Annotated in this window: 22 protein-coding genes; 10 read left to right on the forward strand and 12 right to left on the reverse strand. The window is 67.5% G+C overall.

What is annotated here, in order from left to right; translation table 11 throughout:
* Positions 1-20 precede the first annotated feature (20 nt).
* From pstA to ACFPJ1_RS32175, 6 genes are all read right to left on the reverse strand, one after another.
* The gene (gene pstA, locus ACFPJ1_RS32150) at positions 21-932 is read right to left on the reverse strand and encodes a phosphate ABC transporter permease PstA (protein ID WP_380109791.1); all 912 of its coding nucleotides are present in this window, start codon (positions 930-932) and stop codon (positions 21-23) included.
* A gap of 5 nt (positions 933-937) precedes the next feature.
* Entirely contained in the window at positions 938-2002 is a 1065-nt protein-coding gene (gene pstC, locus ACFPJ1_RS32155) for a phosphate ABC transporter permease subunit PstC (RefSeq protein WP_380109698.1), read from the reverse strand.
* Positions 2003-2125: 123 nt separating this feature from the next.
* Entirely contained in the window at positions 2126-3238 is a 1113-nt protein-coding gene (pstS, locus tag ACFPJ1_RS32160; protein WP_380109701.1) for a phosphate ABC transporter substrate-binding protein PstS, read from the reverse strand.
* A gap of 296 nt (positions 3239-3534) precedes the next feature.
* Positions 3535-4008 (reverse strand): bifunctional nuclease family protein, encoded by a 474-nt coding sequence (locus ACFPJ1_RS32165; RefSeq protein WP_132189110.1) that lies wholly within the window; start codon positions 4006-4008, stop codon positions 3535-3537.
* 186 nt (positions 4009-4194) lie between these two features.
* Positions 4195-5076, reverse strand: a complete 882-nt coding sequence (locus ACFPJ1_RS32170; RefSeq protein ID WP_380109703.1) for an NUDIX hydrolase — start codon at positions 5074-5076, stop codon at positions 4195-4197.
* 10 nt (positions 5077-5086) lie between these two features.
* Positions 5087-7246, reverse strand: a complete 2160-nt coding sequence (locus ACFPJ1_RS32175; RefSeq protein ID WP_380109706.1) for an RNA degradosome polyphosphate kinase — start codon at positions 7244-7246, stop codon at positions 5087-5089.
* Positions 7247-7313: 67 nt separating this feature from the next.
* Here ACFPJ1_RS32175 and ACFPJ1_RS32180 point away from each other — a divergent pair, with 67 nt between their 5' ends.
* A complete protein-coding gene (locus ACFPJ1_RS32180) occupies positions 7314-8387 on the forward strand; it encodes an alpha/beta hydrolase (RefSeq protein ID WP_380109709.1) in 1074 nt (357 codons plus the stop codon).
* Between the two features lie 21 nt (positions 8388-8408).
* Here the strand turns inward: ACFPJ1_RS32180 and ACFPJ1_RS32185 are convergent, their stop codons facing one another.
* The 3 genes from ACFPJ1_RS32185 to mshD all read right to left on the reverse strand — a co-directional run bounded on the left by ACFPJ1_RS32185 (position 8409) and on the right by mshD (position 11076).
* Positions 8409-8834 (reverse strand): PKD domain-containing protein, encoded by a 426-nt coding sequence (locus ACFPJ1_RS32185; protein WP_380109711.1) that lies wholly within the window; start codon positions 8832-8834, stop codon positions 8409-8411.
* Positions 8835-9352: 518 nt separating this feature from the next.
* The gene (locus ACFPJ1_RS32190) at positions 9353-9781 is read right to left on the reverse strand and encodes a DUF6318 family protein (RefSeq protein WP_380109712.1); all 429 of its coding nucleotides are present in this window, start codon (positions 9779-9781) and stop codon (positions 9353-9355) included.
* Positions 9782-10170: 389 nt separating this feature from the next.
* On the reverse strand, positions 10171-11076 hold the full coding sequence (gene mshD / locus ACFPJ1_RS32195; protein WP_380109713.1) for a mycothiol synthase: 906 nt from the start codon (positions 11074-11076) through the stop codon (positions 10171-10173).
* 118 nt (positions 11077-11194) lie between these two features.
* Here mshD and ACFPJ1_RS32200 point away from each other — a divergent pair, with 118 nt between their 5' ends.
* Positions 11195-12970, forward strand: coding sequence for a bifunctional metallophosphatase/5'-nucleotidase (locus ACFPJ1_RS32200; RefSeq protein WP_380109716.1), 1776 nt, complete (start codon positions 11195-11197; stop codon positions 12968-12970).
* Between the two features lie 102 nt (positions 12971-13072).
* Here the strand turns inward: ACFPJ1_RS32200 and ACFPJ1_RS32205 are convergent, their stop codons facing one another.
* Positions 13073-13381 (reverse strand): hypothetical protein, encoded by a 309-nt coding sequence (locus ACFPJ1_RS32205; RefSeq protein ID WP_380109717.1) that lies wholly within the window; start codon positions 13379-13381, stop codon positions 13073-13075.
* 138 nt (positions 13382-13519) lie between these two features.
* Positions 13520-14230 (reverse strand): winged helix-turn-helix domain-containing protein, encoded by a 711-nt coding sequence (locus tag ACFPJ1_RS32210; RefSeq protein ID WP_380109719.1) that lies wholly within the window; start codon positions 14228-14230, stop codon positions 13520-13522.
* Positions 14231-14392: 162 nt separating this feature from the next.
* Between ACFPJ1_RS32210 and ACFPJ1_RS32215 the strand changes: the two genes are divergently transcribed.
* On the forward strand, positions 14393-14632 hold the full coding sequence (locus tag ACFPJ1_RS32215) for a MoaD/ThiS family protein (RefSeq protein ID WP_380109721.1): 240 nt from the start codon (positions 14393-14395) through the stop codon (positions 14630-14632).
* A gap of 142 nt (positions 14633-14774) precedes the next feature.
* Here ACFPJ1_RS32215 and arfB read toward each other — a convergent pair whose 3' ends face one another.
* Positions 14775-15200, reverse strand: a complete 426-nt coding sequence (gene arfB, locus ACFPJ1_RS32220; RefSeq protein WP_380109723.1) for an alternative ribosome rescue aminoacyl-tRNA hydrolase ArfB — start codon at positions 15198-15200, stop codon at positions 14775-14777.
* A 378-nt stretch (positions 15201-15578) separates the two neighbouring features.
* Here arfB and ACFPJ1_RS32225 point away from each other — a divergent pair, with 378 nt between their 5' ends.
* The 7 genes from ACFPJ1_RS32225 (at position 15579) to ACFPJ1_RS32255 (ending at position 21783) form a co-directional block, all read left to right on the forward strand.
* A complete protein-coding gene (locus ACFPJ1_RS32225) occupies positions 15579-16223 on the forward strand; it encodes a DUF6000 family protein (RefSeq protein WP_380109725.1) in 645 nt (214 codons plus the stop codon).
* A gap of 559 nt (positions 16224-16782) precedes the next feature.
* Entirely contained in the window at positions 16783-17313 is a 531-nt protein-coding gene (locus ACFPJ1_RS32230) for a TlpA family protein disulfide reductase (protein WP_380109727.1), read from the forward strand.
* A gap of 73 nt (positions 17314-17386) precedes the next feature.
* Positions 17387-18316: an RDD family protein gene (locus ACFPJ1_RS32235; RefSeq protein WP_380109729.1), complete on the forward strand. Its 930-nt coding sequence runs from the start codon at positions 17387-17389 to the stop codon at positions 18314-18316.
* A 331-nt stretch (positions 18317-18647) separates the two neighbouring features.
* Positions 18648-19100, forward strand: a complete 453-nt coding sequence (locus ACFPJ1_RS32240) for a DUF4395 domain-containing protein (protein WP_380109731.1) — start codon at positions 18648-18650, stop codon at positions 19098-19100.
* A gap of 12 nt (positions 19101-19112) precedes the next feature.
* The gene (locus tag ACFPJ1_RS32245) at positions 19113-19961 is read left to right on the forward strand and encodes a sulfurtransferase (protein WP_380109732.1); all 849 of its coding nucleotides are present in this window, start codon (positions 19113-19115) and stop codon (positions 19959-19961) included.
* Positions 19962-19963: 2 nt separating this feature from the next.
* Entirely contained in the window at positions 19964-20260 is a 297-nt protein-coding gene (locus ACFPJ1_RS32250; protein ID WP_132189096.1) for a DUF1416 domain-containing protein, read from the forward strand.
* 296 nt (positions 20261-20556) lie between these two features.
* Complete coding sequence (locus ACFPJ1_RS32255) at positions 20557-21783, forward strand: choice-of-anchor P family protein (RefSeq protein WP_380109733.1); 1227 nt, start codon at positions 20557-20559, stop codon at positions 21781-21783.
* The last annotated feature ends 68 nt before the right edge of the window (positions 21784-21851 follow it).

Consider the following 21851-nt stretch of genomic DNA (forward strand, 5'->3'; position numbering starts at 1 on the left):
ATCGACTCAGAACCTCTCGACTATTTGGACTTGATGGTGCTGAACCGCGCGATCAGGCGGGCCAGCAGATTGAGCAGCAGGACAAGCAGGATCAGGGTCAGTGCCGCCGCCCAGACCCGGTCCGCGGCCGGCTCCAGCGCGAGCTCGGTGCGGTCCTGGTTGATCATCGTCGGCAGCGCGCCCATGAACCCCTCGAACGGGTTCAGGTTGATGTTCTTGGAGTAGCCGACCAGGATCAGCAGCGGCGCGGTCTCGCCCATCACCCGGGCCAGGCCGAGCATGACGCCGGTGATGATGCCGCCGAAGGCCGTCGGCACGACCACCTTGAGGATCGTCTTCCACTTCGGCACCCCGAGCGCGTACGACGCTTCGCGCAACTCGTCGGGGACCAGCTTCAGCATCTCCTCGGTGGAGCGCAGCACGACCGGCAGCATCAGCAGCACCAGGGACAGCGACACCGCGAACCCGACCCGGTTGAACCCGAGCACCGTGATCCAGACGGCGTAGATGAACAGCGCCGCGACGATCGAGGGGACACCGGTGAGGATGTCGATCATGAAGCTGACCACCTTGGCGGCCTTGGTGCCCTTGCCGTACTCGACCAGGTAGACGGCGCCCATGATGGCGATCGGCACCGCGATCGCCGCGCAGATCAGGGACATGATCAGCGTGCCCATGATCGCGTGGTACGCGCCGCCGCCGACCCGCCGTACGGTGATCCCGCGTTGCGACTGGGTCCACCAGTTCGCGTCCAGCAGCAGGCTGTAGCCCTTGCTGATCACGGTCCAGAGGATCCACACCAGCGGGATCAGGGCGATCAGGAAGCACAGCACGATCAGCACGGTGGCCAGCGTGTTCCGGAACGCGCGGGCGCCGGACTTGCCGGTCAGGTCGAGCGTCTTGCCGTCGTACGCCGGACGGTTCGCGGCCATGGTGGTCACGGGGTGGCTCCTTCGGTCTGCGCTGCCTTGTCGCCGATACGGCGGTTCTTGCGCGGGCGCTTACCGCCCGGGCCGCTGCGCGCGACGATGATGCGGGCGGCGGAGTTGACCAGGAAGGTCACCACGAACAGGACCAGGCCGGCCGCGATGTACGCGCCGGTCTTCTCCGGGGAGTCGAACTCGGCGGCGTTGTTCGCGATCTTGGAGGCGAAGGTCTCGCCGCCGGCGAAGATGGACGAGTTCCACGGGTCGTTGCCGTTCGGCACCGACAGGATGATCAGCACGGCGACGGTCTCACCGAGGGCACGGCCGAGGCCGAGCATCGAGGCGCTGACGACGCCGGAGCGGCCGTAAGGCAGCACCGCCATCCGGATCATCTCCCAGCGGGTCGCGCCGAGCGCCAGCGCGCCCTCGCGGTGCGCGACCGGTGTCTGCGCGAAGATCTCCCGGCTGATCGCGGTGACGACCGGCAGGATCATGATCGCCAGCACGACCGAGGCGGTGAACACGACGCCGAGGTTGTCGGTGGCCGGCTTCTCGAAGATCGGGATCCAGCCGAGCGCGGAGGCCAGGCCGTTGATCACCGGGCGCAGGATCGGGGCGAAGAAGAGGATGCCCCACAGGCCGTAGATGATCGAGGGGACCGCCGCCAGCAGGTCGATCGCGTGCGAGACCGGCGCGGCGAGCCGCTTGGGCGAGTAGTAGGTGGTGAACAGCGCGACGCCGACAGCGATCGGGACCGCGATCACCATCGCGATGATCGAGCTGATCAGCGTCGTGTAGAAGAGGGCGGCGATGCCGAACCGCGGGTTGTCGCCGCCCGGCTCCCAGATCCGGGAGAACAGGAAGCTGCTGTTGTTGTCGGCCAGCGCGGGAATCGCCAGCGCGAGCAGGAAGATGCCGACGAAGGCCACGATCGCGACGACCAGGCCGCCGGATCCGCGGGCCAGGCCGGCGAACAGCCGGTCTCCGAGATGCCCGACCGGTCCGAGGTTCATCTTGGGCCCGGGGGTGCGGTCGGTCGGCCGGTCGGGCGGGGCCGCGCCGTCTCTACTACTCATCGATGCTGCTCCAAGCGCCTGGTCGATGCGGGGTGTCGTGCTGGCGAACCGAAGCCCCGGCCGTCCGTTGTAAGGAACGACCGGGGCTCACAGTTTCGCTGTACTACGTCGTGCCGGTCGAGGTCAGCTGATCGCCTGGATGGCGGCGTCGACCTTGGTCCGGGTCTCTTCGGGAAGCGGCGCGTACTTCAGGTCGGTCAGCGAGGACTGGCCGTCAGCGCTGGCGAAGTAGCTCAGGAAGCTCTTGACCAGAGCGGTCTTCTCGGCGGGCAGACCCTTGGTGCAGGCGATCTCGTAGGTGACCAGGATGATCGGGTAGGCGCCCGCTTCCTTGGTCGCGTAGTCCAGCTTCAGGGCGAGGTCGCTGCCCGTGCCGGCCGGCTTGGCCGCGGCCAGCGCCTTACCGGCGGACTCGGCGGACAGCTCCACCGCGCCGGCGCCCGTGTCGATCTGGGCGACGCCCAGCTTGTTGTCGACGGCGTAGCTCCACTCGACGTAGGTGATCGAGTTCTTGGTGCTCTTCACGCCTTCGGCGACACCGGCGGACTTCTCCTTGCCGGCGCCCGTGCCGGTCCACTTCTTGGCCGGCTCACCCTTCCACGCACCGCCACCGGCGGCGGCGAGGTACTTGGCGAAGTTCTCCGTGGTGCCCGACTCGTCGGAGCGGAAGAAGACCGCGATCGGGGCCGACGGCAGCGTCACGCCCGGGTTGATCTTGGCGATCTCCGGCGCGTTCCAGGTCTTGATGGTGCCCTGGAAGATCTTGGCGGCGGTCGGGCCGTCCAGGACCAGCTTGTCGAGGCCGTCGACGTTGTAGGCGATCGCGACCGGGCCGATCACCATCGGCAGGTTCACGGCCGGGTTGCCCGCGCACCGCTTCTCGGCGGCGGTGGCCTCGTCGGGCTTCAGTGCGGAGTCCGAGCCGGCGAAGTCGACCTGGTTCGCGTTGAACTGCTTGATACCCGCACCAGAACCGGTCGGGTTGTAGTTCACCGTGACATCGGCGCACTTCTCGTTGTACTTGCTGATGACTTCCTCGATGGCGTTCTTCTGCGCAGAGGAACCCTCGGCGTTCAGGGTGCCCTTCGGGCAGTCGCCACCGGCGGCGGAAGAGGAGGAGCCACCGGGGCTCGAAGAGCCGGACGGCTCCGGGTCACTGCCACAGGCGCTCAGAGCGAGGACGCCGAGGGATGCCACGGCGACGGTGCCGACGCGGAGCAGGCGATTGACGGACACGAGAGTGTTGCCCTTCTGCGGGGATCAGACTTCTTGAACTTCCACAGACGTTAGGGAGACGAGGTGACCGGGTGGTCCGTCGCGGGTGAACGACCGGTGAACGGTTCCGGTAGCAATCGCGACGCTTGGCGTGCCGCCAGAAGGCCAACAGGTGAACTGAGTTAGGCCCCGTGACTCTGCGTAGAATAAAAGGCCTGTTGGGTCACGTTCCGATATCGGCCAAGCGCACAGTCAACCTGAACGCCCGAGTCCCCGTTGCCACGCCCGCCACACCGCAGTACGCCATGCTTGTGCCGTCAGCTGGAGAAGTCTTCGGGGGCTACGCCGTCGAGGAACTGGCGGAAGCGTTCGAGCTCGGCCTGCTCCTCCTCGGGGGTCGCCACGCCGGCTTCCTGGAGGACCTTCTCGGTGCAGCGGATCGGCGTACCGAGGCGGACTGCGAGGGCGACCGAGTCGCTCGGCCGGGCGGAGACGCGGGCGCCGTTGCCGAGCACGAGTTCGGCGTAGAAGACGGCGTCGCGCAGTTCGACGATCTCGACCGCCTCGACGGTGACGCCGAACGCCTCGATCAGGTCGCGCATCAGGTCGTGGGTGAGCGGTCTGGACGGACGCAGGCCCTGCTCCTCGTAGGCGATCGCGGTCGCCTCGACCGAGCCGATCGAGATCGGCAGGTAGCGGTAGCCCTCGGTCTCGCGCAGCATCATCACGGGCGCCCGGTTGGGCGACTCCATCCGGATCCCGATCAGAGTCAGTTCTCGCATCGTCGTCATGGTGCGCCCCGAACCTCTCCGTGACCCGCGCCCGGTGGGACGCTTCGGTAGGAACATACCCGCACGCATCCAGGTCATCCGGCAGCGCATGCGGCTGTTATCGGAACGTGGGATTGATTCACCCTCAGGCGGGTGTGGTCGCAGGCTGTTGGACCGCCGTGACGACGGGTCAGCGGCGGCGACGATTCAGGGTGCCCCGAAGCGCTCGTGGATCACCCGGCCGTCGGCGAGGCGGTGGGCGACCAGGAACGCGCCGGTGGCGTACTTCCCGACCGGCAGGCCGAGTGCCTTCGCCAGGCCCGGGAGGACCGGCCGGTGCGAGCAGATCAAGGTGACCTTGCCCGGCCGCCAGGCCTTCGCGACCACCGTCTCCAGCGCCGACGGATCCTTCTCATACCCTTGCTCGGAGATCTCCGGATGCAGGTGGATCTGCCGCCCGATCGACGCGGCGTACGGCGTGACAGTGCGCACACACCGCTCGGCGTTGCTGCTGTGGAGGCGGTTGACGCCGAGAGCGGCCAGTACTTCGGACAGCCGCTCGGCCGTGGCGGCTCCGTCGTCGGTGAGGGGGCGGACGATGTCCTTGCCGGACCACTCCTTGCGCTTGACCGCCGCCGCGTGCCGGACTACGACCACAGTCGACTCGACCGGAAGCACCGCGTCCAGGCAGTTGAGGATGTCGACGTCGCGGGGATAGCTGAGCCGCTCCTGGGCCTGGTCGACGGGGAGCCACTCGAGCTTGTCGACCTCGTCGTTCGGCTCGAACTCCTGCTCCGGACCAGCGAGCGAGGCGGCCCAGTAGTGCACCAGTTTCGGCGCGGTGCCGCCGTTCTTACGGACGTCGTACCGCTGGATGCCGAGCGATGGGCCGAGGATCACCTGCTGGCCGGTCTCCTCCTCGATCTCCCGCCGGGCGGCGACCAGCACGTGCTCTCGCGGATTCAGCTTGCCCTTCGGCAGGGACCAGTCGTCGTATCGCGGGCGGTGGACCAGCAGGACCTGCCGGCTGCCGTGGCTCTCGCGCCACACGACACCACCCGCGGCGATCACCGTCGCCGGGTTGCTCATGGAATCAACCCTAGGTAATCGGATCCATGATGCGGCGGCGGCCACGCGTGGCGATCAGGCGTTCCTGCAGATCGTGCAGCGGCTCACCGGTCGGACCGGTCAACCGGGCCTGCCAGGTGTCGTCGGGGCGCAACCACCAGGAGCCGGTGCCCTCGTCGAAACCGAGGTCGAACAGGTCGCCCAGTTCGGTGACGTGGTCCTGCTCCTTCAGTTGGACGAGCACCTCGACCCGGCGGTCCAGGTTGCGGTGCATCAGGTCGGCGGACCCGATCCACACCTCGGGCTCACCACCGTTCTCGAACCAGAACACGCGGCTGTGCTCGAGGAACCGTCCGAGGATGCTGCGGACCCGGATGTTCTCGGACAACCCGGGGATGCCCGGCCGGATGGTGCAGATGCCGCGGATCCACAGCTCCACCTGTACGCCGGCCTGCGAGGCGCGGTACAACGCGTCCGAGAGAGCCTCGTCGACCAGGCTGTTCACCTTGATCCGGACCCGCGCGGGACGACCCGCCAGGTGGTTCTCCACCTCGCGGTCGATCCGCTCGACCAGGCCCCGCCGTACGGACTGGGGGGCGACCAGCAGGCGGCGGTACCCGCTGCGGCGGGCGAATCCGGACAGGTGGTTGAACAGGTGCGCGATGTCCTCGGTGACCACCCTGTCGCTGGTGAGCAGGCCGAGGTCCTCGTACAGCCGGGCGGTCTTCGGGTGGTAGTTGCCGGTGCCGATGTGGGCATAGCGCCTGAGGCCGTCAGGCTCTTCGCGGACCACCATCGACAGCTTGCAGTGCGTCTTCAGCCCGATCACGCCGTAAACGACGTGGCAGCCGGCGTGCTCGAGCTGGCGGGCCCACTTGATGTTCGCCTGCTCGTCGAAGCGGGCCTGGATCTCGACCAGGACCAGTACCTGCTTGCCCGACTCGGCCGCGTCGATCAGCGCGTCCACGATCGGGGAGTCACCGCTGGTCCGGTAGAGCGTCTGCTTGATCGCGAGCACGTGCGGATCGGCCGCGGCCTGCTCGATGAACCGCTGGACACTCGTCGAGAACGAGTCGTACGGATGGTGCACCAGGACGTCGCGCTGCTTGAGCGCGTAGAACAGGTCGGCCGGGTTGGAGGTCTCCACCTCGGCCAGGTGCGGGTGGGTCGACGGGACGAACCCGGGGTACTGCAGCTCCGCCCGGTCCAGCGCGGCGATCGCGAACAGCCCGCGCAGGTCCAGCGGACCCGGCAGCTCGAACACCTCGGCCTCGGTGACACCCAGCTCGGACAGCAGCAGCGCCCGGACCTTCGGGTCGATCGACTCCTCCACCTCGAGCCGGACCGGCGGGCCGAACTTGCGCCGCAGCAGCTCCTTCTCGAGCGCGGCGAGCAGGTTCTCCGCGTCGTCCTCCTCGACCTCGAGGTCCTCGTTGCGGGTGACCCGGAAGGTGTGGTGCTGGGTGACCTCCATGCCGGGGAAGAGCTGGCCCAGGTGCGCGGCGATGACGTCCTCGAGCGGCACGAACCGGCCCTCGGCGACCTGGACGAACCGCTGCAGCAGCGGCGGCACCTTCACCCGGGCGAAGTGCTCGCCGCCGGTGTCGGGATTGCGGACCACCACGGCCAGGTTGAGCGACAGGCCGGAGATGTACGGGAACGGGTGCGACGGGTCGACCGCCAGCGGGGTCAGCACCGGGAAGACGCGGTCCTTGAAGAACTGCGACATCTCCTCGCGCTCGGCGGTGTCCAGCTCGTCCCAGCGGAGGATGTCGATGCCCTCCTCGACGAGCGCCGGGAGCACCTCCTTGCGCCAGGTCTCGGCCTGCCGGTCCATCAGCTCGCGGCTGCGGCTCAGGCTGCGGTCGAGCACCTCGCGCGGCAGCAGCCCACTGGCCGCCCGGACGGCCACGCCGGCCGCGATCCGCCGCTTCAGACCCGCGATCCGGACCATGAAGAACTCATCCAGGTTGCTGGCGAAGATGGCCAGGAACTTGGCGCGCTCCAGCAGCGGGACCCGCTCGTTCTCGGCGAGCTCGAGCACCCGCTGGTTGAAGGCCAGCCAGCTCAGCTCGCGGTCCGAGAACCGGTCCTCGGGAAGGTCGCCGGCGTCCGAGATGTCGTACGGGGGCTCGACGTCGTACTCCCGGTTGTGCGACGCCAACAAGTCTCCAGCCACGTTGACCAGCATCCCACCCCCAGGTGAACGGGAGGTAGCCCCAACGGCGAGCCGATTGCAGTTGCTAGCGTCACTCCTTGTGAACCGACGAGTGGACACACTGCTGCGAACCGCCCTGGAGACGGTGCGGGGCAGTGCCCTGAAGCCGGTGACGGCCCTGCCCGCCGGCCTCCGGCGCCGCCTGGCCGGAGCCCCGATCCAGATCGACGGCAACGTCCTGGACCCTGATCTGCAACTCCTGCTCCGGCTCGAGGGTTTCTTGCCGGGAGCAATGAAGCAGTCGGTCGAGACAGCCCGGGCGAATCTGGTGACCATGTCCAAGCTGGTCGCCGGCCAGCCGCCGGAGCTCCTACGGGTGACCGAACTCACTGTCCGCGGCTCGGACGGCCAGTTGGGGGCCCGTCTCTACGTGCCGCGCTCCGCTCCGACGTCCGGGGGCGGGCTGTTGGTGTTCTTCCACGGTGGCGGCTGGGTGGTTGGCGACCTGGACAGCCACGACGCCTACTGCCGCGACCTGGCGGAGGAGGCAGGGATCCGAGTCCTGGCGGTCGACTACCGCCGGGCCCCCGAGGCCGAGGCGCCCGTCGCAGCTGAGGACGCGATCGCTGCCTTTTCGTGGGCGGTCGAGCACGCAGAGGATCTGGGCGCCGACCCCGCGCTGGTGGGCGTCGGCGGCGACAGTTGCGGCGGCAACCTCTCCGCGATCGTCGCCCAGCAGTGCGTACTCCGCGGCCTCCCCGCGCCGGCTCTCCAGGTCTTGATCTACCCGGCCGTCGACCTCGTCGGCCGCCGCCCCAGCCGAGACCTCTTCGCCGAAGGCTTCTTCCTCACCGAGGAAGACATCATCTGGTACCGCGACCACTACACCCCGGACCCCGCCATCCGGTCCGACCCACTGGTCTCCCCGATCTTCACCGAAGACCTGACCGGCCTGGCCCCCGCCTACGTGGTCACCGCAGGCTTCGACCCCCTACGAGACGAAGGCAACGAGTACGCCGCTCGCCTGGCCGCCGCCGGCGTCGAAGTCACCCACATCTGCGAACCCGGCATGATCCACGGCTTCGCCAACATCCTCGCCCTCCCCGGCGAAACCCAAGCAGCCCGAACCCGAATAACCACCCACATCCGCAACACCCTCAACCCAGACGCCTGAGGCGTTGTCAGCAGGTTGGGCTCATCGGGGCGGATCAACCAACACAGGCACTGCCTCCCGCACTTGGAGCGGCGTAGCAGGCCCAGTGATCGGCACCGTCCCGGCGATGTACTGCCACCCAGTCCCAGCAACGTTGAACCGAGCCGAGTAATTAGTGGTCAGCGATACTTTGACCCCACCACGCTTCATGTACTTATGCGTGATCTCCTTGGCCGGATACGGCTTCCCAGGCGAGGTAGTAGTCACTGTCGGCCCATCACCAAAGCTCCACCGATAGCTCATCGCCGTAGCCTCAACCACCACCGGAAACCCCAGCAACGTGACCGTGGTCGTGGAAACCTTGCTGTCCTCCGTATAAACGATCGTGTCCAGATTCACCAACGTCCGCCCCGCCGGCTGCACCTTGACGTGCAGCCCTGGAAATACGACGTCCTTGGACTCGCTCAACACCTGCTCCCACGAAACGTCCTGCGGCCGCGGCCGCTGAACCACAGGTGCCGTCGGCCCCGTCGTTGGTTCAACCGCCTGCGTGGGCCACTGCGGCTGACACCAAGTTGGACCTGGCACAGTTCCGTCCGGCGCCATCCTCCCGCAGATCCCGATGTTGAGCCTGAACGGCTGTCGCCGGACCCTTCGATCCTGCATGAGGTTCCGAAGCCTTGGAGGAGGAGATGACTTCTTCGTAGATGCGTTCTTGGGAGTCGGGTTGGGGTTGCTGCCCTTCTTGCCCAAACGGCTGCTCTGCCCCTTCGACTTGATCGTCGCTCCCCAGCTTTGCAGCTGCGCCTCGGTCTGGGTCGTCGGTTTCGGGGACGGCTTGGGGGTCTCTGGAGCTTGAGGCAGGAGCGAGCTTCCTCGCTCCTCCGCAATGTGTGCCGACGCGTTGGAAGCCGCGACAACGACCGAACCGACGATGGTCGAAGCGACAAGGAGCGCTCTAAAGCGTCGAATCTGTCGGCTGACGGTCATTCTCTGAGCGCCATTTCGAACATGATCCAGTCGGACGACGGACTGGGAGACAGGGCGAACTCCATCGTTCCAGTCCGACCCGCCTGCTGCAGGGGTGAAGCACCCGGGGTTGCGACTTCTTCGTACGTTCCTGACTTGATTGCGGCTGTCCCTCTGAGGTGCCCGTCCTCGCTGCGAGAGATCTCATTCAGATCAAGCAGCGTGTTCTTGTAGTCGCCTCTCAGGCCACCATTTTTGCCGTTGATCTTCCGAACGTAATCAGCCAACCCCTGGCAGCCTTCGCAGTCCTTGTCGCTTTGAGTAAGGAATGGTTCCGGATCGCCGGTCGTGTAGGCGTAGTTGAGCAAGTCGACGTAGTACTTCAGAAACGCCTCGCCGGCAGCGAGCGTCGCCCCGGCCGCGGGTGCTGGGCGGGTGGGAGGCACGGAAACGGATCCCGTGCTCGACGGTGGCTGGGAAGGCTCCGAGGATCCGGTGTTGCTCGCCGACGGAGGTGCGGTGTTGGGGCGGCCGGCTTCGGGGCTGCCGGACGAGCACGCTGGGAGGAGTAGAGCTGTGCCCAAGCAGGCCAGGATCAGGAGCTGTGGCCTGTTGCGGGTAGTCACTGGTGTCACCTCTCCGTAGTCGGGCTCGATCGTAACTGAGCGTGGGTGCGGAGTGTGATGTCAGTTGCTGCAGGTTGTGGATAACCCGTTGGGGCCAGGAGCCGCCCGGCTGGGGGGTGGGAGACTCGGACGGCTCCTGGCTACTGGTGGGACGCGGGGTACGGCGGTTTATGACGTGGGGTGACGGGGTGAGTCCTCTGTGACACCGTTCACAGGGCTGCGGTGGGGGCGTATTGGACGTCCAGGGCGGCTGTGGTGAAGCCGAGATTTGTGTAGAGGGTGTGGGCGGGGGCGTTCGTGCCGTCTACGTAGAGGGTGATTGAGGAGAGGCCTCGGTCCTCCTGGAGATAGCGGAGACCTTCCAGGGTCAGGGCTTTGCCCAGGCCGGTGCCTTGGTGGCTGGGGGAGACGCCCACTACGTAGACCTCGCCGAAGGGGGTGGTGGGGCCTTCGTCTGTGTGGACCTTGGTCCAGTGGAAGCCGGCCAGGGCGCCGGTGGAGTCGACCGCCAGGAAGAAGCCTGCGGCGTCGAACCACGGCTGCTCGAGGCGGTCCGCCAGGTCTGCTTGGGTCCAGCTGCCCTGTTCGGGGTGGTGAGCGAAGGCGGCTGCGTTCACCGCTAGCCAGGCCTCGTCGTCCTGGCCCGGTACGAAGGTGCGCAGGGTGATCCCTTCCGGCCAGACGGCGGCGGGGACCGGGGCCGCAGTACGGCGGAGGAAGTAGAGCTCTCGGGCGACGGAGAGGCCCATGCGGGCGGCCAGTTCGTCGGCTCCGGGGAGGCGGCCGTGGGCCCAGACGCGCAGGCCCGAGCCGCCGTGGTCCAGCAGCATTCGCAGCAGCGAGGTGCCATAGCCGTGACGCCTGTACTCCGGACCGACGACGAGCTCGGCGGATCCGTCGGGGCCTAGCGCGGCGTATCCGGCCAGCGGGGACTCGCCCGGGTCTCCGGCGTACGCGAACAGGTGCGCGTCGCCCGAGTGTTCGCCTTCCAGGTGCAGGAGGGTGTGCTCGGAGAGTGGGTTGACGCCGTCGCTCTCAGCAGCGGAGCGAGCGAGTTCGGTCACGGCTGAGGCGGTGGCCGGGGGCAACGGTGAGGGCACGGCTTCGAGGGTCACCTCAATACCGTAAAAGGTCGCTGTCAGTTCACTGTCGAGGCCTTGGTAGGGCGCGCCGGGTCAGGGTAATTTGCCGGGACCGCGCACCAGCGGTGACCGAAACTACAACGGAGTAGACATGGCCTTCACAGGACGAGACAAGACGTGGCTCAGGGGACCGCGGGCCGTTGGCCTGCTGGCCGCCGGTGCCGCCGTGGTACTCGGCTTGGCCACGGGGGGAACCGTGACCCAGGCAGCGCCGGCGAAACCCAAGCCGACGCACACCCAGATCCAGCTGCTCGCGCTGAACGACTTCCACGGCAACCTGGCGCCCAACCCGGCGACCAGTTCCGGGGGCAACGTCAACGGCACGCCGGCCGGCGGCGCGGAGTACCTGGCGACCCACCTGGAGCTCGCGCGGGCCGCGGCCAAGGCGCAGGGGCAGGAGTCCGTCACGGTCGCCGCGGGTGACCTGATCGGTGCGTCGCCGCTGCTGTCGGCCGCGTTCCACGACGAGCCGACCATCGAGGCGATGAACGAGATGGGCCTCGACGCGACCTCGGTCGGCAACCACGAGTTCGACGAGGGCTGGCACGAGCTGCTCCGGATGCAGACCGGCGGCTGCCTGGACGACGGCGACGGGCAGAACAACCAGAACTCGTGCCCGGACCTGAAGGCCGAGTTCGAGGGCGCCAAGTTCGACTACCTGTCAGCGAACGTGTTCTTCGAGAACACCCAGCGCACGCTGCTCGACCCCTACACGGTGAAGAAGTTCAAGAACGGCCAGAAGATCGCCTTCATCGGCATGACCCTGGAGGCGACGCCGAACATCGTCACCAAGGCCGGCGTCGAGGGCCTCACCTTCAAGGACGAGGTGGAGACCGCCAACGCGCTGGTGCCGAAGCTGAAGGAGCAGGGCATCCAGTCGATCGTGGTGCTGCTGCACGAGGGTGGTCTGCCGTCCGACCCGCGGGCGTTCAACAGCTGCCCGGGCATCTCCGGCCCGATCACCGACATCGCCAAGAATCTCGACCCGGCGATCGACGCGATCATCTCCGGTCATACCCACCAGGCCTACAACTGCTCGATCAACGACCCGGCCGGCAAGCCGCGGCTCGTCACCAGCGCCTCCTCGTTCGGCAAGATCTTCACCGAGGTGCGGCTGAGCATCGACAACGCCACCCACGACGTCGACCGGCTGAACACGCTGGCCAACAACAGGATCGTCACCCGGGACGTGCCGAAGGACCCGGCGCTGACCAAGTTGATCACCAAGTACCAGACCCTCGTCGCGCCGATCGAGTCCAAGGTGATCGGCCACATCACCACGCCGTTGGTGTCGAGGACGCCGGACGACTCGCAGGAGTCCCCGCTGGGCAACCTGATCGCTGACGCGCAACTGGCCGACCCGTCGACCGTCACGAACGGCAAGACCCCGGTCGTGGCGTTCATGAACCCGGGCGGGATCCGGGCGGACCTCGCCTCCACCGGTGGGGCTGTCACGTTCGGCCAGGCGTTCACCGTCCAGCCGTTCAACAACTTCCTGGTCTCGATGGACATGACCGGCACCCAGATCAAGGCGCTGCTCGAGCAGCAGTTCTCCGGCGCGAATCAGGCCGCGAACAAGGTGCTCCAGATCGCGGGCATCACCTACACCTGGAACCCGGCCGCCGCGCCGGGCGCCAAGGTGGTGGCCGGCTCGATCAATATCGCGGGTCAGCCGCTGGTCGACGGCACGACCTACCGGATCGTCACGAACAACTTCCTGTCCGACGGCGGTGACGGCTTCCCGGCCTTCACCACGGCGACCGACAAGTTCTTCGGCGGTCTCGACATCGACGCCTTCGCCAACTACCTGACCGCGCACGACCCGTACACCCCGGGCCCGACGGACCGGATCAGCATCGGTTCCTAGTTCCCACCCGTACTCCGGTACGGCGTACACGGCTCCGGCCGGTACTGCGAGGCTCCGCGCCCGGGTCGCTCTCCTTCAGGGAGTGGCCCGGGCGTTCGCACGCTAGTGGAGGAGGAAGCGCAGGACGACGAAGGTCAGCGCGACTCCTGTTGCGACGGCTGCCCGGGCTGAGCCGAGGCCGCGGCGTACTGCTGTGCCGAAGACCGCGACGGTGAGTGGGAGCAGCATGATCAGCAGCGTGATCCCGGCGGCGCGGACGCCGACGTGGGAGCGTCCGGTCAGGACCAGCCCGAAGATCAGCGCGAAGGTCAGGCCGAGCCAGGTCGTGGTCTGGATGGATCCGTCGATGCGGTCGCTGCGATGCGAAGCGCGAGCACTGCGACGGTGCGAAGTCGGAGCAACGTGCGCCATCGGTCACCTTCCGTGAAAAAGGCCGAATACGCACGGTAGCAGCAGGAATACACTCTGGTCCAAGTCGCACTAATCGCCGGAATCCCGCGAAATCCCTTGCGAAACACAGGCACCACAAGCCTCACGTCGAGGTGGTGGTCAGACGGTGGCGTCGGCGGTTTCGCGCTGGCTGGCGGGCGGGATGACGAAGCGGTAGCCGACGTTGCGGACTGTGCCGATCAGGGATTCGTGCTCGGGGCCCAGTTTGGCGCGGAGGCGGCGGACGTGGACGTCGACTGTGCGGGTGCCGCCGAAGTAGTCGTAGCCCCAGACCTCCTGGAGCAGTTGCTCGCGGGTGAACACCCGGCCCGGGTGCTGCGCGAGGAACTTGAACAGCTCGAACTCCTTGTAGGTGAGGTCGAGGGCACGGCCGTTCAGCTTGGCCGTGTACGAGGCCTCGTCGATCACGACGTCACCACTGCGGATCAGCGAGGTGTCGGGGTCCTCGTTGCGGGCGGCGGCGAGGCGGCCGATCACCAGCCGCAGCCGGGCCTCGATCTCGGCCGGGCCGGCGGTGTCGAGCAGGACGTCGTCCGCGCCCCAGTCGGCGTTCACCGCGGTCAGGCCGCCCTCGGTGACGACCAGGATCAGCGGTACGTCGATGCCGGTGGTGCGGATCAGCCGTGAGGCCCCGCGTACGGTGACCAGGTCGCGCCGGGCGTCCAGCAGCACAGCGTCGGCGTCGGGGGCGTCGACGAGCGCGGCGACCTCAGCGGGCAGGATCCGGATCTGGTGCGGCAGCAGGGCGAGCGACGGCAGGACCTCTGTTGAAGCCTGCAGCGCGTTGGTCAGCAGAAGCAGCGTGCTCATGCTGTCTCCTTGTGCTGGTCGTCGGATCCCTGGTGGGTGACCCGGTCCTTATGCACGTCAGGCCCCGTCGGCGTCATTGCCGGGGGCCCGAGACACACTGGTTAGCAACAGCAAGCTGACATAATAGCGGAAGGCTTAACCGACTAGTGAGGCTGCACCCACATGCCGGAAGTGACCATCAGGTACTTTGCCGCCGCGCGCGCCGCGGCCGGCGAGTCCACCTCGATCGCTGAGGCGGCGTCGATCAAGGACCTCGTCGGTACCGTCTCGGACGGCCGCCCTGAGTTGGCCCGGGTGCTGGGCATCTGCACCTTCCTCCTCGACGGCGAGCGCGTCGAGGCCGACGCCCCCCTCCGCGAGGGCGCCCTGGTCGACGCCCTCCCACCCTTCGCCGGCGGCTGAGCCGCCCGTACTCCGAACCATCCGGCGGTGGGCCAGCCGGTACTGCGAACCACCCGGTGGCTGACGGGGCCGGCACTGCGAACCGCCGGTGGCTGAAGGGCCGGTACTGCGGCAATTCCGTGGCCTTGGGCAACTCTGTGAGTCAGTCGGTGGGGCGGCCGCGGAGGCGTTTGGTCTCGCCGCGGCGCTTCTTCTCGTCCAGCCGCCGCCGCACCGCGTTCTTGCTGGGTCTGGTCGGGCGCCGTTTCCGGGGCGGCGCCGCGATCGCATCGCGGAGGATGGACGCCAGCCGGGTCCTCGCCGCCTCCCGGTTCCGCCACTGCGACCGCTGCTCGGATGCCGTCACCGTCAGCACCCCGTCCACCAGCCGCGATGAGAGCCGCTCGAGCGCCCGCTCCCGCAGTACTTCGTTGAAGGCTGTGGTGCCCGCCACGTCGAAGCTGAGCTCCACCCGGCTGTCGGTCGTGTTCACCGACTGCCCGCCCGGCCCACTGGAACGCGAGAACCGCCACCCCAGCTCCGCCTCCGGGATGACCACCCCCGACCGCACCACCAAGCCGCTCTCCATGGTCTCCATTCAATCCGACCGACGATCCGGACGGCGCGCGCGGGCTAGACGGCGCGCGGGCTAGCAGGTGACCGTGGCGGTGCCGGTGATGATGCGGTGGTCGGGGTGGTGCCTTCACTGCACTAACTGATCGCTTCAGAGTGAGATCGGCGTATCGGATACTGGTTGCCGATCTTCGCAGGCGGGGTCTTGCGGGGTGTCCGCTGATCCTGTCCCCGATGATCTGTGGGAGCGTGTAGCTCCGTTGCTTTAGCACATGCCGTGAGTGCAAGGCATCGGCAGCCGGGCTGACTTCCCGTGCTCGATCGTGTCGCGCCGGCGAGGATGTGTCGGCGGCAGGATGCAATCGGCCGGACCCATTGCGGATGGCGAGTGAGGATGAGCGAGAGGTCCGACCAGGAAAAGGCCCAGCTCCTGAGAGCGTCAAGGCGGTGGGTTTTGCGGGGGCGGCGCTATCGGTACCTCATGGCCCGGGCGTTCGTGATGCCGAGGTTTCGGCAACGCTGGTTCCAGTGGCGGTTGCGGAGGGCAGGCCGTCGGGTGCCGGCGGAAGATCTGGCTGTGCTGTTGGAAGGTGGGTGGCGGGAGCGGCTGGCCGCGATCTGGCTCGTCGCCGCCGGCCGGCGAGCGGATCTGCGGCCGGTGATTGAACGGGGCCTGCTCGGCGACGTCCCGTCCGGGGACCGCTGGAGCTACTGTCCGGCGTTGGCCTGCCTGGGTACCAAGGACGACGCCCGGATCCTCGTCGCCTACCTGGACCGGGCCCTCGCCCGGGTACCCGAGGAGGACGGGTTCGCCATTCAGTGCCAGCCCGAGGCTCTTGCCACGCTCATGTACCTCGACGAGCAGCTCGGCACCGACCATGCCCGCCGGTTCCTCGCCGCTGGCGGCCCGTGGAAGCGCTGGCCGGGTTCCGCCGGCGTCTCGTTGGCGCAGTACCAGGACGCCGTCCGGGCTGACGTCGTCTTCGCCGCCGGCGGTGACCCAGGCATACGCCGCATGGTGAAATTCCAGCGTCGATGAGCGGCTAATCCAGTATGTCGGCTGGCGATTTGCCAGCTGAGAGCGCGTCGTTAGGTCGTCTACGCCTCTGGAGTCTTCGGACATTGAGGGGCACCGCCGACAGCGATGCCGGCGAAGGTGTCCTCGATGGTCTCGTTGAGGCTGCTGGCTGGCGGTGCGCCGAGACTGAAGGTCCGGCGGATTCCGAGCACGCTGCCGGTGTGGCCCAGCTGATCACGTCGAGCACTTGGTCGTCGTCACCGAGATACCAGCCGCGGGTTGGAGCAGTTCGCAATGATCACACTGGCTGGTCCGGGTGGCTGCGTGACGACTGGTGACCAGCGATGGTTCTTGCGTGCCATCGGGCGAAGGCAGGCAAATCATCGTGCGCTCTGCGGGATAGCGGGCCTTGCCGAGGCTGACAGAGCGGCGGGTCTGGGTGCGTTTGCTGCGGAGGAAGGTGAGGGTGACTCCCTGGGGCGAGGGAACGAGGTGCTCGGACCGTACAACGCGGCACTGCCCGGTCCAAGGATTGAACGACCGTGTGAGCGCATTCCGCACCGACGTACGCTGGATTGTCATGAGCCCCGGGATCATCGTGCTGATCGGCGCCGTCGTAATCGGCGTCGCGCTCAGCGTGTTCAAGTCCCGGTTCGACGGACGATTCCGGGGGACTCGCCCGGTGAGGGTGGCCGGGAGGACCGAAGTGCAGGAAACGGCCGCACAGGCGGCGTCCGAGCAGGCAGCACAGGCCGGGGCGGCCGACAGTGAGGCTCACGATGACGACGCGGAGCGGTTGAGTGCAGGGGACATCGGCGAGGAGCTCGGCGAGCGGGCGACGCTGCTGCAGTTCTCCTCCGCGTTCTGCGCACCGTGCCGCGCCACCCGACGGACGCTGGCCGAGGTCGAGTCGATGGTGGAGGGCGTCCGCCACGTCGAGCTCGACGCCGAGTCCCACCTGGACCTGGTTCGCCGCCTCGACATCCTCCGGACGCCGACCGTGCTGGTGCTCGACGCCACCGGCGCGATCGTCACCCGGGCCAGCGGCCAGCCCCGCAAACCCGACGTGATCGCCGCCCTCGGTGCCGCGGTCGACCGCCAGCCGCGCTGACCCCGAACAGCACCGCGCTGACCCGCGCTAACCCGAATAGCGAAGTGGACTGTCCGTAAGTGATGCTTTGGCCATGAGCTTCCCGGCTGGTTGGTACGACGATCCGCAGGACTCCGCCCAGCAGAGATACTGGGATGGCGGCTTCTGGACGGACTACCGCCGCCCGCGCGAAGGACCCCCGCCGCCGGGCCGCCCCGCCTTCGGCCAGCAAGGTCAACAGGGCCAACAAGGTCAACAGCAAGGCCAGCAGACCTACGGGCAGCAGGGCTATGGGCAGCAGGGCTACGGGCAACAAGGCCAGCAGGGTTACGGGCAACAGGGCCAGCCGGGTTACGGGCAACAGGGATACGGCCAGGGGCTCGGGCAGCCGGGGATGGGGCGTCAGGGCTACGGCCCGCAGCAGCAGCCGTACGGGCAGCAGGGCTTCGGTTACGCGCCGACCGTGAAGTCGACCCCGGACGGTCAGCCGCTGGCCGGATGGTGGAAGCGCGTCCTTGCCCGGTTCCTGGACGGCCTGATCCTGTTCTTCGGCACGCTGCCGCTGACCGGCTACTTCTTCTACCAGTACTTCCAGGTCGCGGTGGACTACGAGCAGGACATCTTCGACCAGGCCGCGGCCGGGGAGACCCAGTTCGGCACGGGGCTGCCGTGGGAGGCCTACAAGTGGCTGCTCCCGGCGCTGGTGATCAGCCTGGTGATCAGCTTCCTCTACGAGTACTTCTTCGTCACCCGCAGCGGTGCTACGCCGGGCAAGAAGGCGGTCGGGATCAGCATCCGCCTGCGCGACGTCCCCGGTCCGCCGCCCGGTGAGGCCGTGGCGAAGCGTTTCGGCGTCTACAACGGGCTCAGCTTGCTCGGCCTCCTCCCGCTGGTCGGCACCCTGTTCAGCTTCCTGGCCCTGCTCAACGACCTCTGGCCGCTGTGGGACGACAAGAAGCAGGCCTGGCACGACAAGGTTGCCGGCACCAACGTCGTCGTCGGCCCGCAACAGCCCCGCCGTTAGCTCACCGATAGCTGACCGCGGCGGCCCACCACCGGCCCGCAGTACCGGCTCACCCATGGGCTGTCCGGAATATGATCAGTTGTCTCAATAGTTGGGACAAAAGCTGGGCGGGACGGGCCGCTTCCGTAGTCTCGTGGACGTGGAGTACACGACCTTGCTGACCAAGCGCCGCGCTGTGGACAACTGCCGCATGCGCTCGTCCCTGTGTCGTACCCACTGACCAGGCGGCGTCCCGAGCGCTCCGGAACCGGAAGCTGAGCACGGTTCCCAGCACGTCGCCTCCCGCAGCTATCGGGCGGGCCGCTCGATCCATCTCCTTCCGGGAGTGGTCATGTCCAGTCAGGCGGCAGTACAACCCCAGGTCGACCCCCGCGGTCTGCGCTTCGCCGCGGCCGTCACCACGGTGGTCCTCGCACTGACTCTCGTACTGAACAGCCCGTGGCCGCTGGCGATCCAGGCCGTCGTCTTCGCGATCTCGGTCGTGTTCGGCGTCCAGGCGTCGCCGTACGGGCAGTTCTTCAAGCGGGTGATCCGGCCCCGGCTCGGGCCGCCGCAGGAACTCGAGGACGCCGCGCCGCCACGGTTCGCCCAGCTCGTCGGGCTGGTCTTCGCCGTGCTCGGCCTGATCGGCTACCTGGCCGGCGTCGAGGTGCTCGGCGTGGTCGCCACCGGATTCGCCCTGGTCGCCGCGTTCGTCAACGCCGCGGTCGGGCTCTGCCTCGGTTGCGAGGCCTATTTGCTGATCCACCGCATTCGTACGCCAAACACCGCTACTACCACCTGAGGAGCAGCATCCATGAGCAGGGAATCCGCTCTCGTCTCGGCCGACTGGGTCGAGGAGCACAAGAATGACGCGAACGTCGTCCTGATCGAGGTCGACGAGGACGTCTCGGCGTACGACGCCGGCCACATCGCCGGTGCGATCAAGCTGGACTGGAAGGACGACCTCCAGGACCAGGTACGCCGCGACTTCATCAGCAAGCAGCAGTTCGAGGCGCTGCTGTCCGACCGCGGGGTGTCGAACGACGACACCGTCGTGCTCTACGGCGGCAACAACAACTGGTTCGCGGCCTACGCGTACTGGTACTTCAAGCTCTACGGCCACGGTGACGTCCGCCTGCTCGACGGCGGCCGCAAGCGCTGGGAGCTGGACAGCCGCGAGCTGACCGACGAGGTCGTCAAGCGCGAGGCCACGCAGTACCAGGCCAAGGAGCAGGACAAGAGCATCCGCGCCTTCCGCGACGAGGTCGAGCAGGCCATCGGCGTGAAGAACCTGGTCGACGTGCGCAGCCCCGACGAGTACGCCGGCCGGCTGCTCGCCCCGGCCCACCTCCCGCAGGAGCAGGCGCAGCGCGCGGGCCACATCCCGACCGCGGCGAGCATCCCGTGGAGCAAGGCGGCCAACGACGACGGCACCTTCCGCTCCGACGACGAGCTGAAGACCCTGTACGCCGACGCCGGCGTGGACTTCGGCAAGGACACCATCGCGTACTGCCGGATCGGCGAGCGCTCGGCGCACAGCTGGTTCGTGCTGCACGAGATCCTGGGCCAGCCGAACGTCAAGAACTACGACGGCTCCTGGACCGAGTGGGGCTCGCTGGTCGGCGTACCGGTTGCCCTCGGCGACGAGCCCGGGAAGGCCTGACCATGTGCGGAGCGAAGAAGGGCGGCCTTGACCTCAAGGGCGTCGACATCGACAAGGAAGCCGTGATCCAGGGCCAGGTACTGCGCGGCGAGGAGCCGGTCGGCGGCGCCTACGTGCGGCTGCTGGACTCCACTGGTGAGTTCACGGCCGAGGTACCGACCTCGGCGACCGGTCACTTCCGGTTCTTCGCGGCGCCGGGTAGCTGGACGCTGCGCACCCTCGCCCCGAAGGCGGAGCCGGTGGACCGGCAGGTGGTGGCGCAGTACGGCGAGGTGGCCGAGGTCGCCGTCGCCGTCTGACCGACCGGCTGGAATACCCCGAAGGGCCCGCCCTTGGCGGGCCCTTCGGCTTTGTCTCACCCCTGTGTCGATTTCCCTTACGGCGCAGGGGTTTCGTTGTTCCGTCAGCCAATCGGGGTGGCCTTGATCTCACAGCGGCGAGTTACGCGCAAGACCGCGTTTCTCACGGCTTGGGCCGTGATGTAACGGTTCGATCTCGGAGCGGCATCTTCTCGTCACCTACTGCAACCGGCTGAGTTGTGTCTGTGTCCTGGCCCGCTCACTAGGGTCACGTCATCACTCAGGGAGGAGGGGTCATGAGACCCCGCATCGGATACAAGAAGCTCGCTGCCGTCGGAGTTGCGGCGGTTGTCGGCGTAGCTTCTACGATTGCGCTGACCTCGGGTTCGGCGTCCGCCGCGCCGGTATTTGGCTACAGCGGTTACGCGTTCGGCGCCGACGTACAGACCGGGCTCGCGAACAGCGGCCCGCAGGTCGTCAGCCAGATCGCCTGCACCACGGACTCGAACCGGTCGGACCAGAACGACCTGGCCACCGCGAACGTCAACGACCAGGCGATCGCCCGGTCGGTCACCACCGACACGCACTCGTTCGACGACAAGCGCGGTAACGGTGTCACCAGCAACGCGACGGCCGTCGACATCAAGATCGGCTCGCTGCTCACGCTGACCGGCGCGAAGACCACCACCACCGCGGTCTACAAGAACGGCCAGCTGTCCTACACCGGCAGCACCACCTTCGCCGCGGTGAAGATCGGCGCCGTGTCGGTCCCGTCGCTGGTCAAGCCGGGCCCGAACACCAAGGTCGCCGTCCCGGGCCTCGGTTACATCGTGCTGAACCGCGTCGGTGGTGTGAAGACCAACACCGGCATCTACTCGTACGCGCAGGCCGTCGTGGTGCACGCGTACGTGAAGAACCGCTACATCCCGCAGGGTGTCGACGTCGCGGTGCTGAAGACCCGCGCGGAGATCACCAAGCCGGCCACCGCGATGGTGATCGGTGACGCGTACGGCACCAAGGCGAACGTCGACAAGCTGGTCACCGCCGGTCCGACTTCCTACCAGTCCACCTGCCAGGGCACTGAAGGCAAAACGATCCGGAACGCGGTCGCCGAGGTCAGCATCCCGAAGGTCGCCTCCGTGGGCGCGGTGTACACCACCAAGAACGGCTACATGGGCACCCAGAAGTCCGCCGTGAACTTCACCTCGCACGTCGCGGGCGTGAAGGTGGGCAACCTGTCCATCGGCGCGGTCGAGTCCTCCGCCTCGGCGTGGAAGACCAAGGACGGCAAGGTCGGCCTGGACTCCACCTCCAGCGTCGTCTCTGTCAGGGTAGGCAACAAGGTCTACAACGTGCCGAACAAGCCGAACACCACCTTGGAGATCCCCGGCATCGCCAAGCTGACCTTCAACCAGGTCCTGCGTCAGAAGCGGTACATCTCCGTCAACGCCCTGGTGATCGACGTCTACAGCCTGAACACCAAGGTCATCGTCGGCCACTCGGCCGCCGGCGTGCTCGGCTGATCCAGCCGACACCCCACCCTCGCTGAGCCGAACCTCACCGATTCAGCCAGGCCCCCGGACCCCCGTCC

The sequence above is a fragment of the Kribbella qitaiheensis genome (genome assembly GCF_042657745.1).
Lineage (GTDB): Bacteria > Actinomycetota > Actinomycetes > Propionibacteriales > Kribbellaceae > Kribbella > Kribbella qitaiheensis.

Bases quoted from the DNA above. Each gene is read 5' to 3' on its own strand.
- pstA (WP_380109791.1), bottom strand. From the start codon at position 932: ATGGCCGCGAACCGTCCGGCGTACGACGGCAAGACGCTCGACCTGACC.
- pstC (WP_380109698.1), bottom strand. From the start codon at position 2,002: ATGAGTAGTAGAGACGGCGCGGCCCCGCCCGACCGGCCGACCGACCGC.
- ACFPJ1_RS32165 (WP_132189110.1), bottom strand. From the start codon at position 4,008: ATGACGACGATGCGAGAACTGACTCTGATCGGGATCCGGATGGAGTCG.
- ACFPJ1_RS32170 (WP_380109703.1), bottom strand. From the start codon at position 5,076: ATGAGCAACCCGGCGACGGTGATCGCCGCGGGTGGTGTCGTGTGGCGC.
- ACFPJ1_RS32175 (WP_380109706.1), bottom strand. From the start codon at position 7,246: ATGCTGGTCAACGTGGCTGGAGACTTGTTGGCGTCGCACAACCGGGAG.
- ACFPJ1_RS32200 (WP_380109716.1), top strand. From the start codon at position 11,195: ATGGCCTTCACAGGACGAGACAAGACGTGGCTCAGGGGACCGCGGGCC.
- ACFPJ1_RS32205 (WP_380109717.1), bottom strand. From the start codon at position 13,381: ATGGCGCACGTTGCTCCGACTTCGCACCGTCGCAGTGCTCGCGCTTCG.
- ACFPJ1_RS32210 (WP_380109719.1), bottom strand. From the start codon at position 14,230: ATGAGCACGCTGCTTCTGCTGACCAACGCGCTGCAGGCTTCAACAGAG.
- ACFPJ1_RS32215 (WP_380109721.1), top strand. From the start codon at position 14,393: ATGCCGGAAGTGACCATCAGGTACTTTGCCGCCGCGCGCGCCGCGGCC.
- arfB (WP_380109723.1), bottom strand. From the start codon at position 15,200: ATGGAGAGCGGCTTGGTGGTGCGGTCGGGGGTGGTCATCCCGGAGGCG.
- ACFPJ1_RS32225 (WP_380109725.1), top strand. From the start codon at position 15,579: ATGAGCGAGAGGTCCGACCAGGAAAAGGCCCAGCTCCTGAGAGCGTCA.
- ACFPJ1_RS32230 (WP_380109727.1), top strand. From the start codon at position 16,783: ATGAGCCCCGGGATCATCGTGCTGATCGGCGCCGTCGTAATCGGCGTC.
- ACFPJ1_RS32235 (WP_380109729.1), top strand. From the start codon at position 17,387: ATGAGCTTCCCGGCTGGTTGGTACGACGATCCGCAGGACTCCGCCCAG.
- ACFPJ1_RS32240 (WP_380109731.1), top strand. From the start codon at position 18,648: ATGTCCAGTCAGGCGGCAGTACAACCCCAGGTCGACCCCCGCGGTCTG.
- ACFPJ1_RS32245 (WP_380109732.1), top strand. From the start codon at position 19,113: ATGAGCAGGGAATCCGCTCTCGTCTCGGCCGACTGGGTCGAGGAGCAC.
- ACFPJ1_RS32250 (WP_132189096.1), top strand. From the start codon at position 19,964: ATGTGCGGAGCGAAGAAGGGCGGCCTTGACCTCAAGGGCGTCGACATC.
- ACFPJ1_RS32255 (WP_380109733.1), top strand. From the start codon at position 20,557: ATGAGACCCCGCATCGGATACAAGAAGCTCGCTGCCGTCGGAGTTGCG.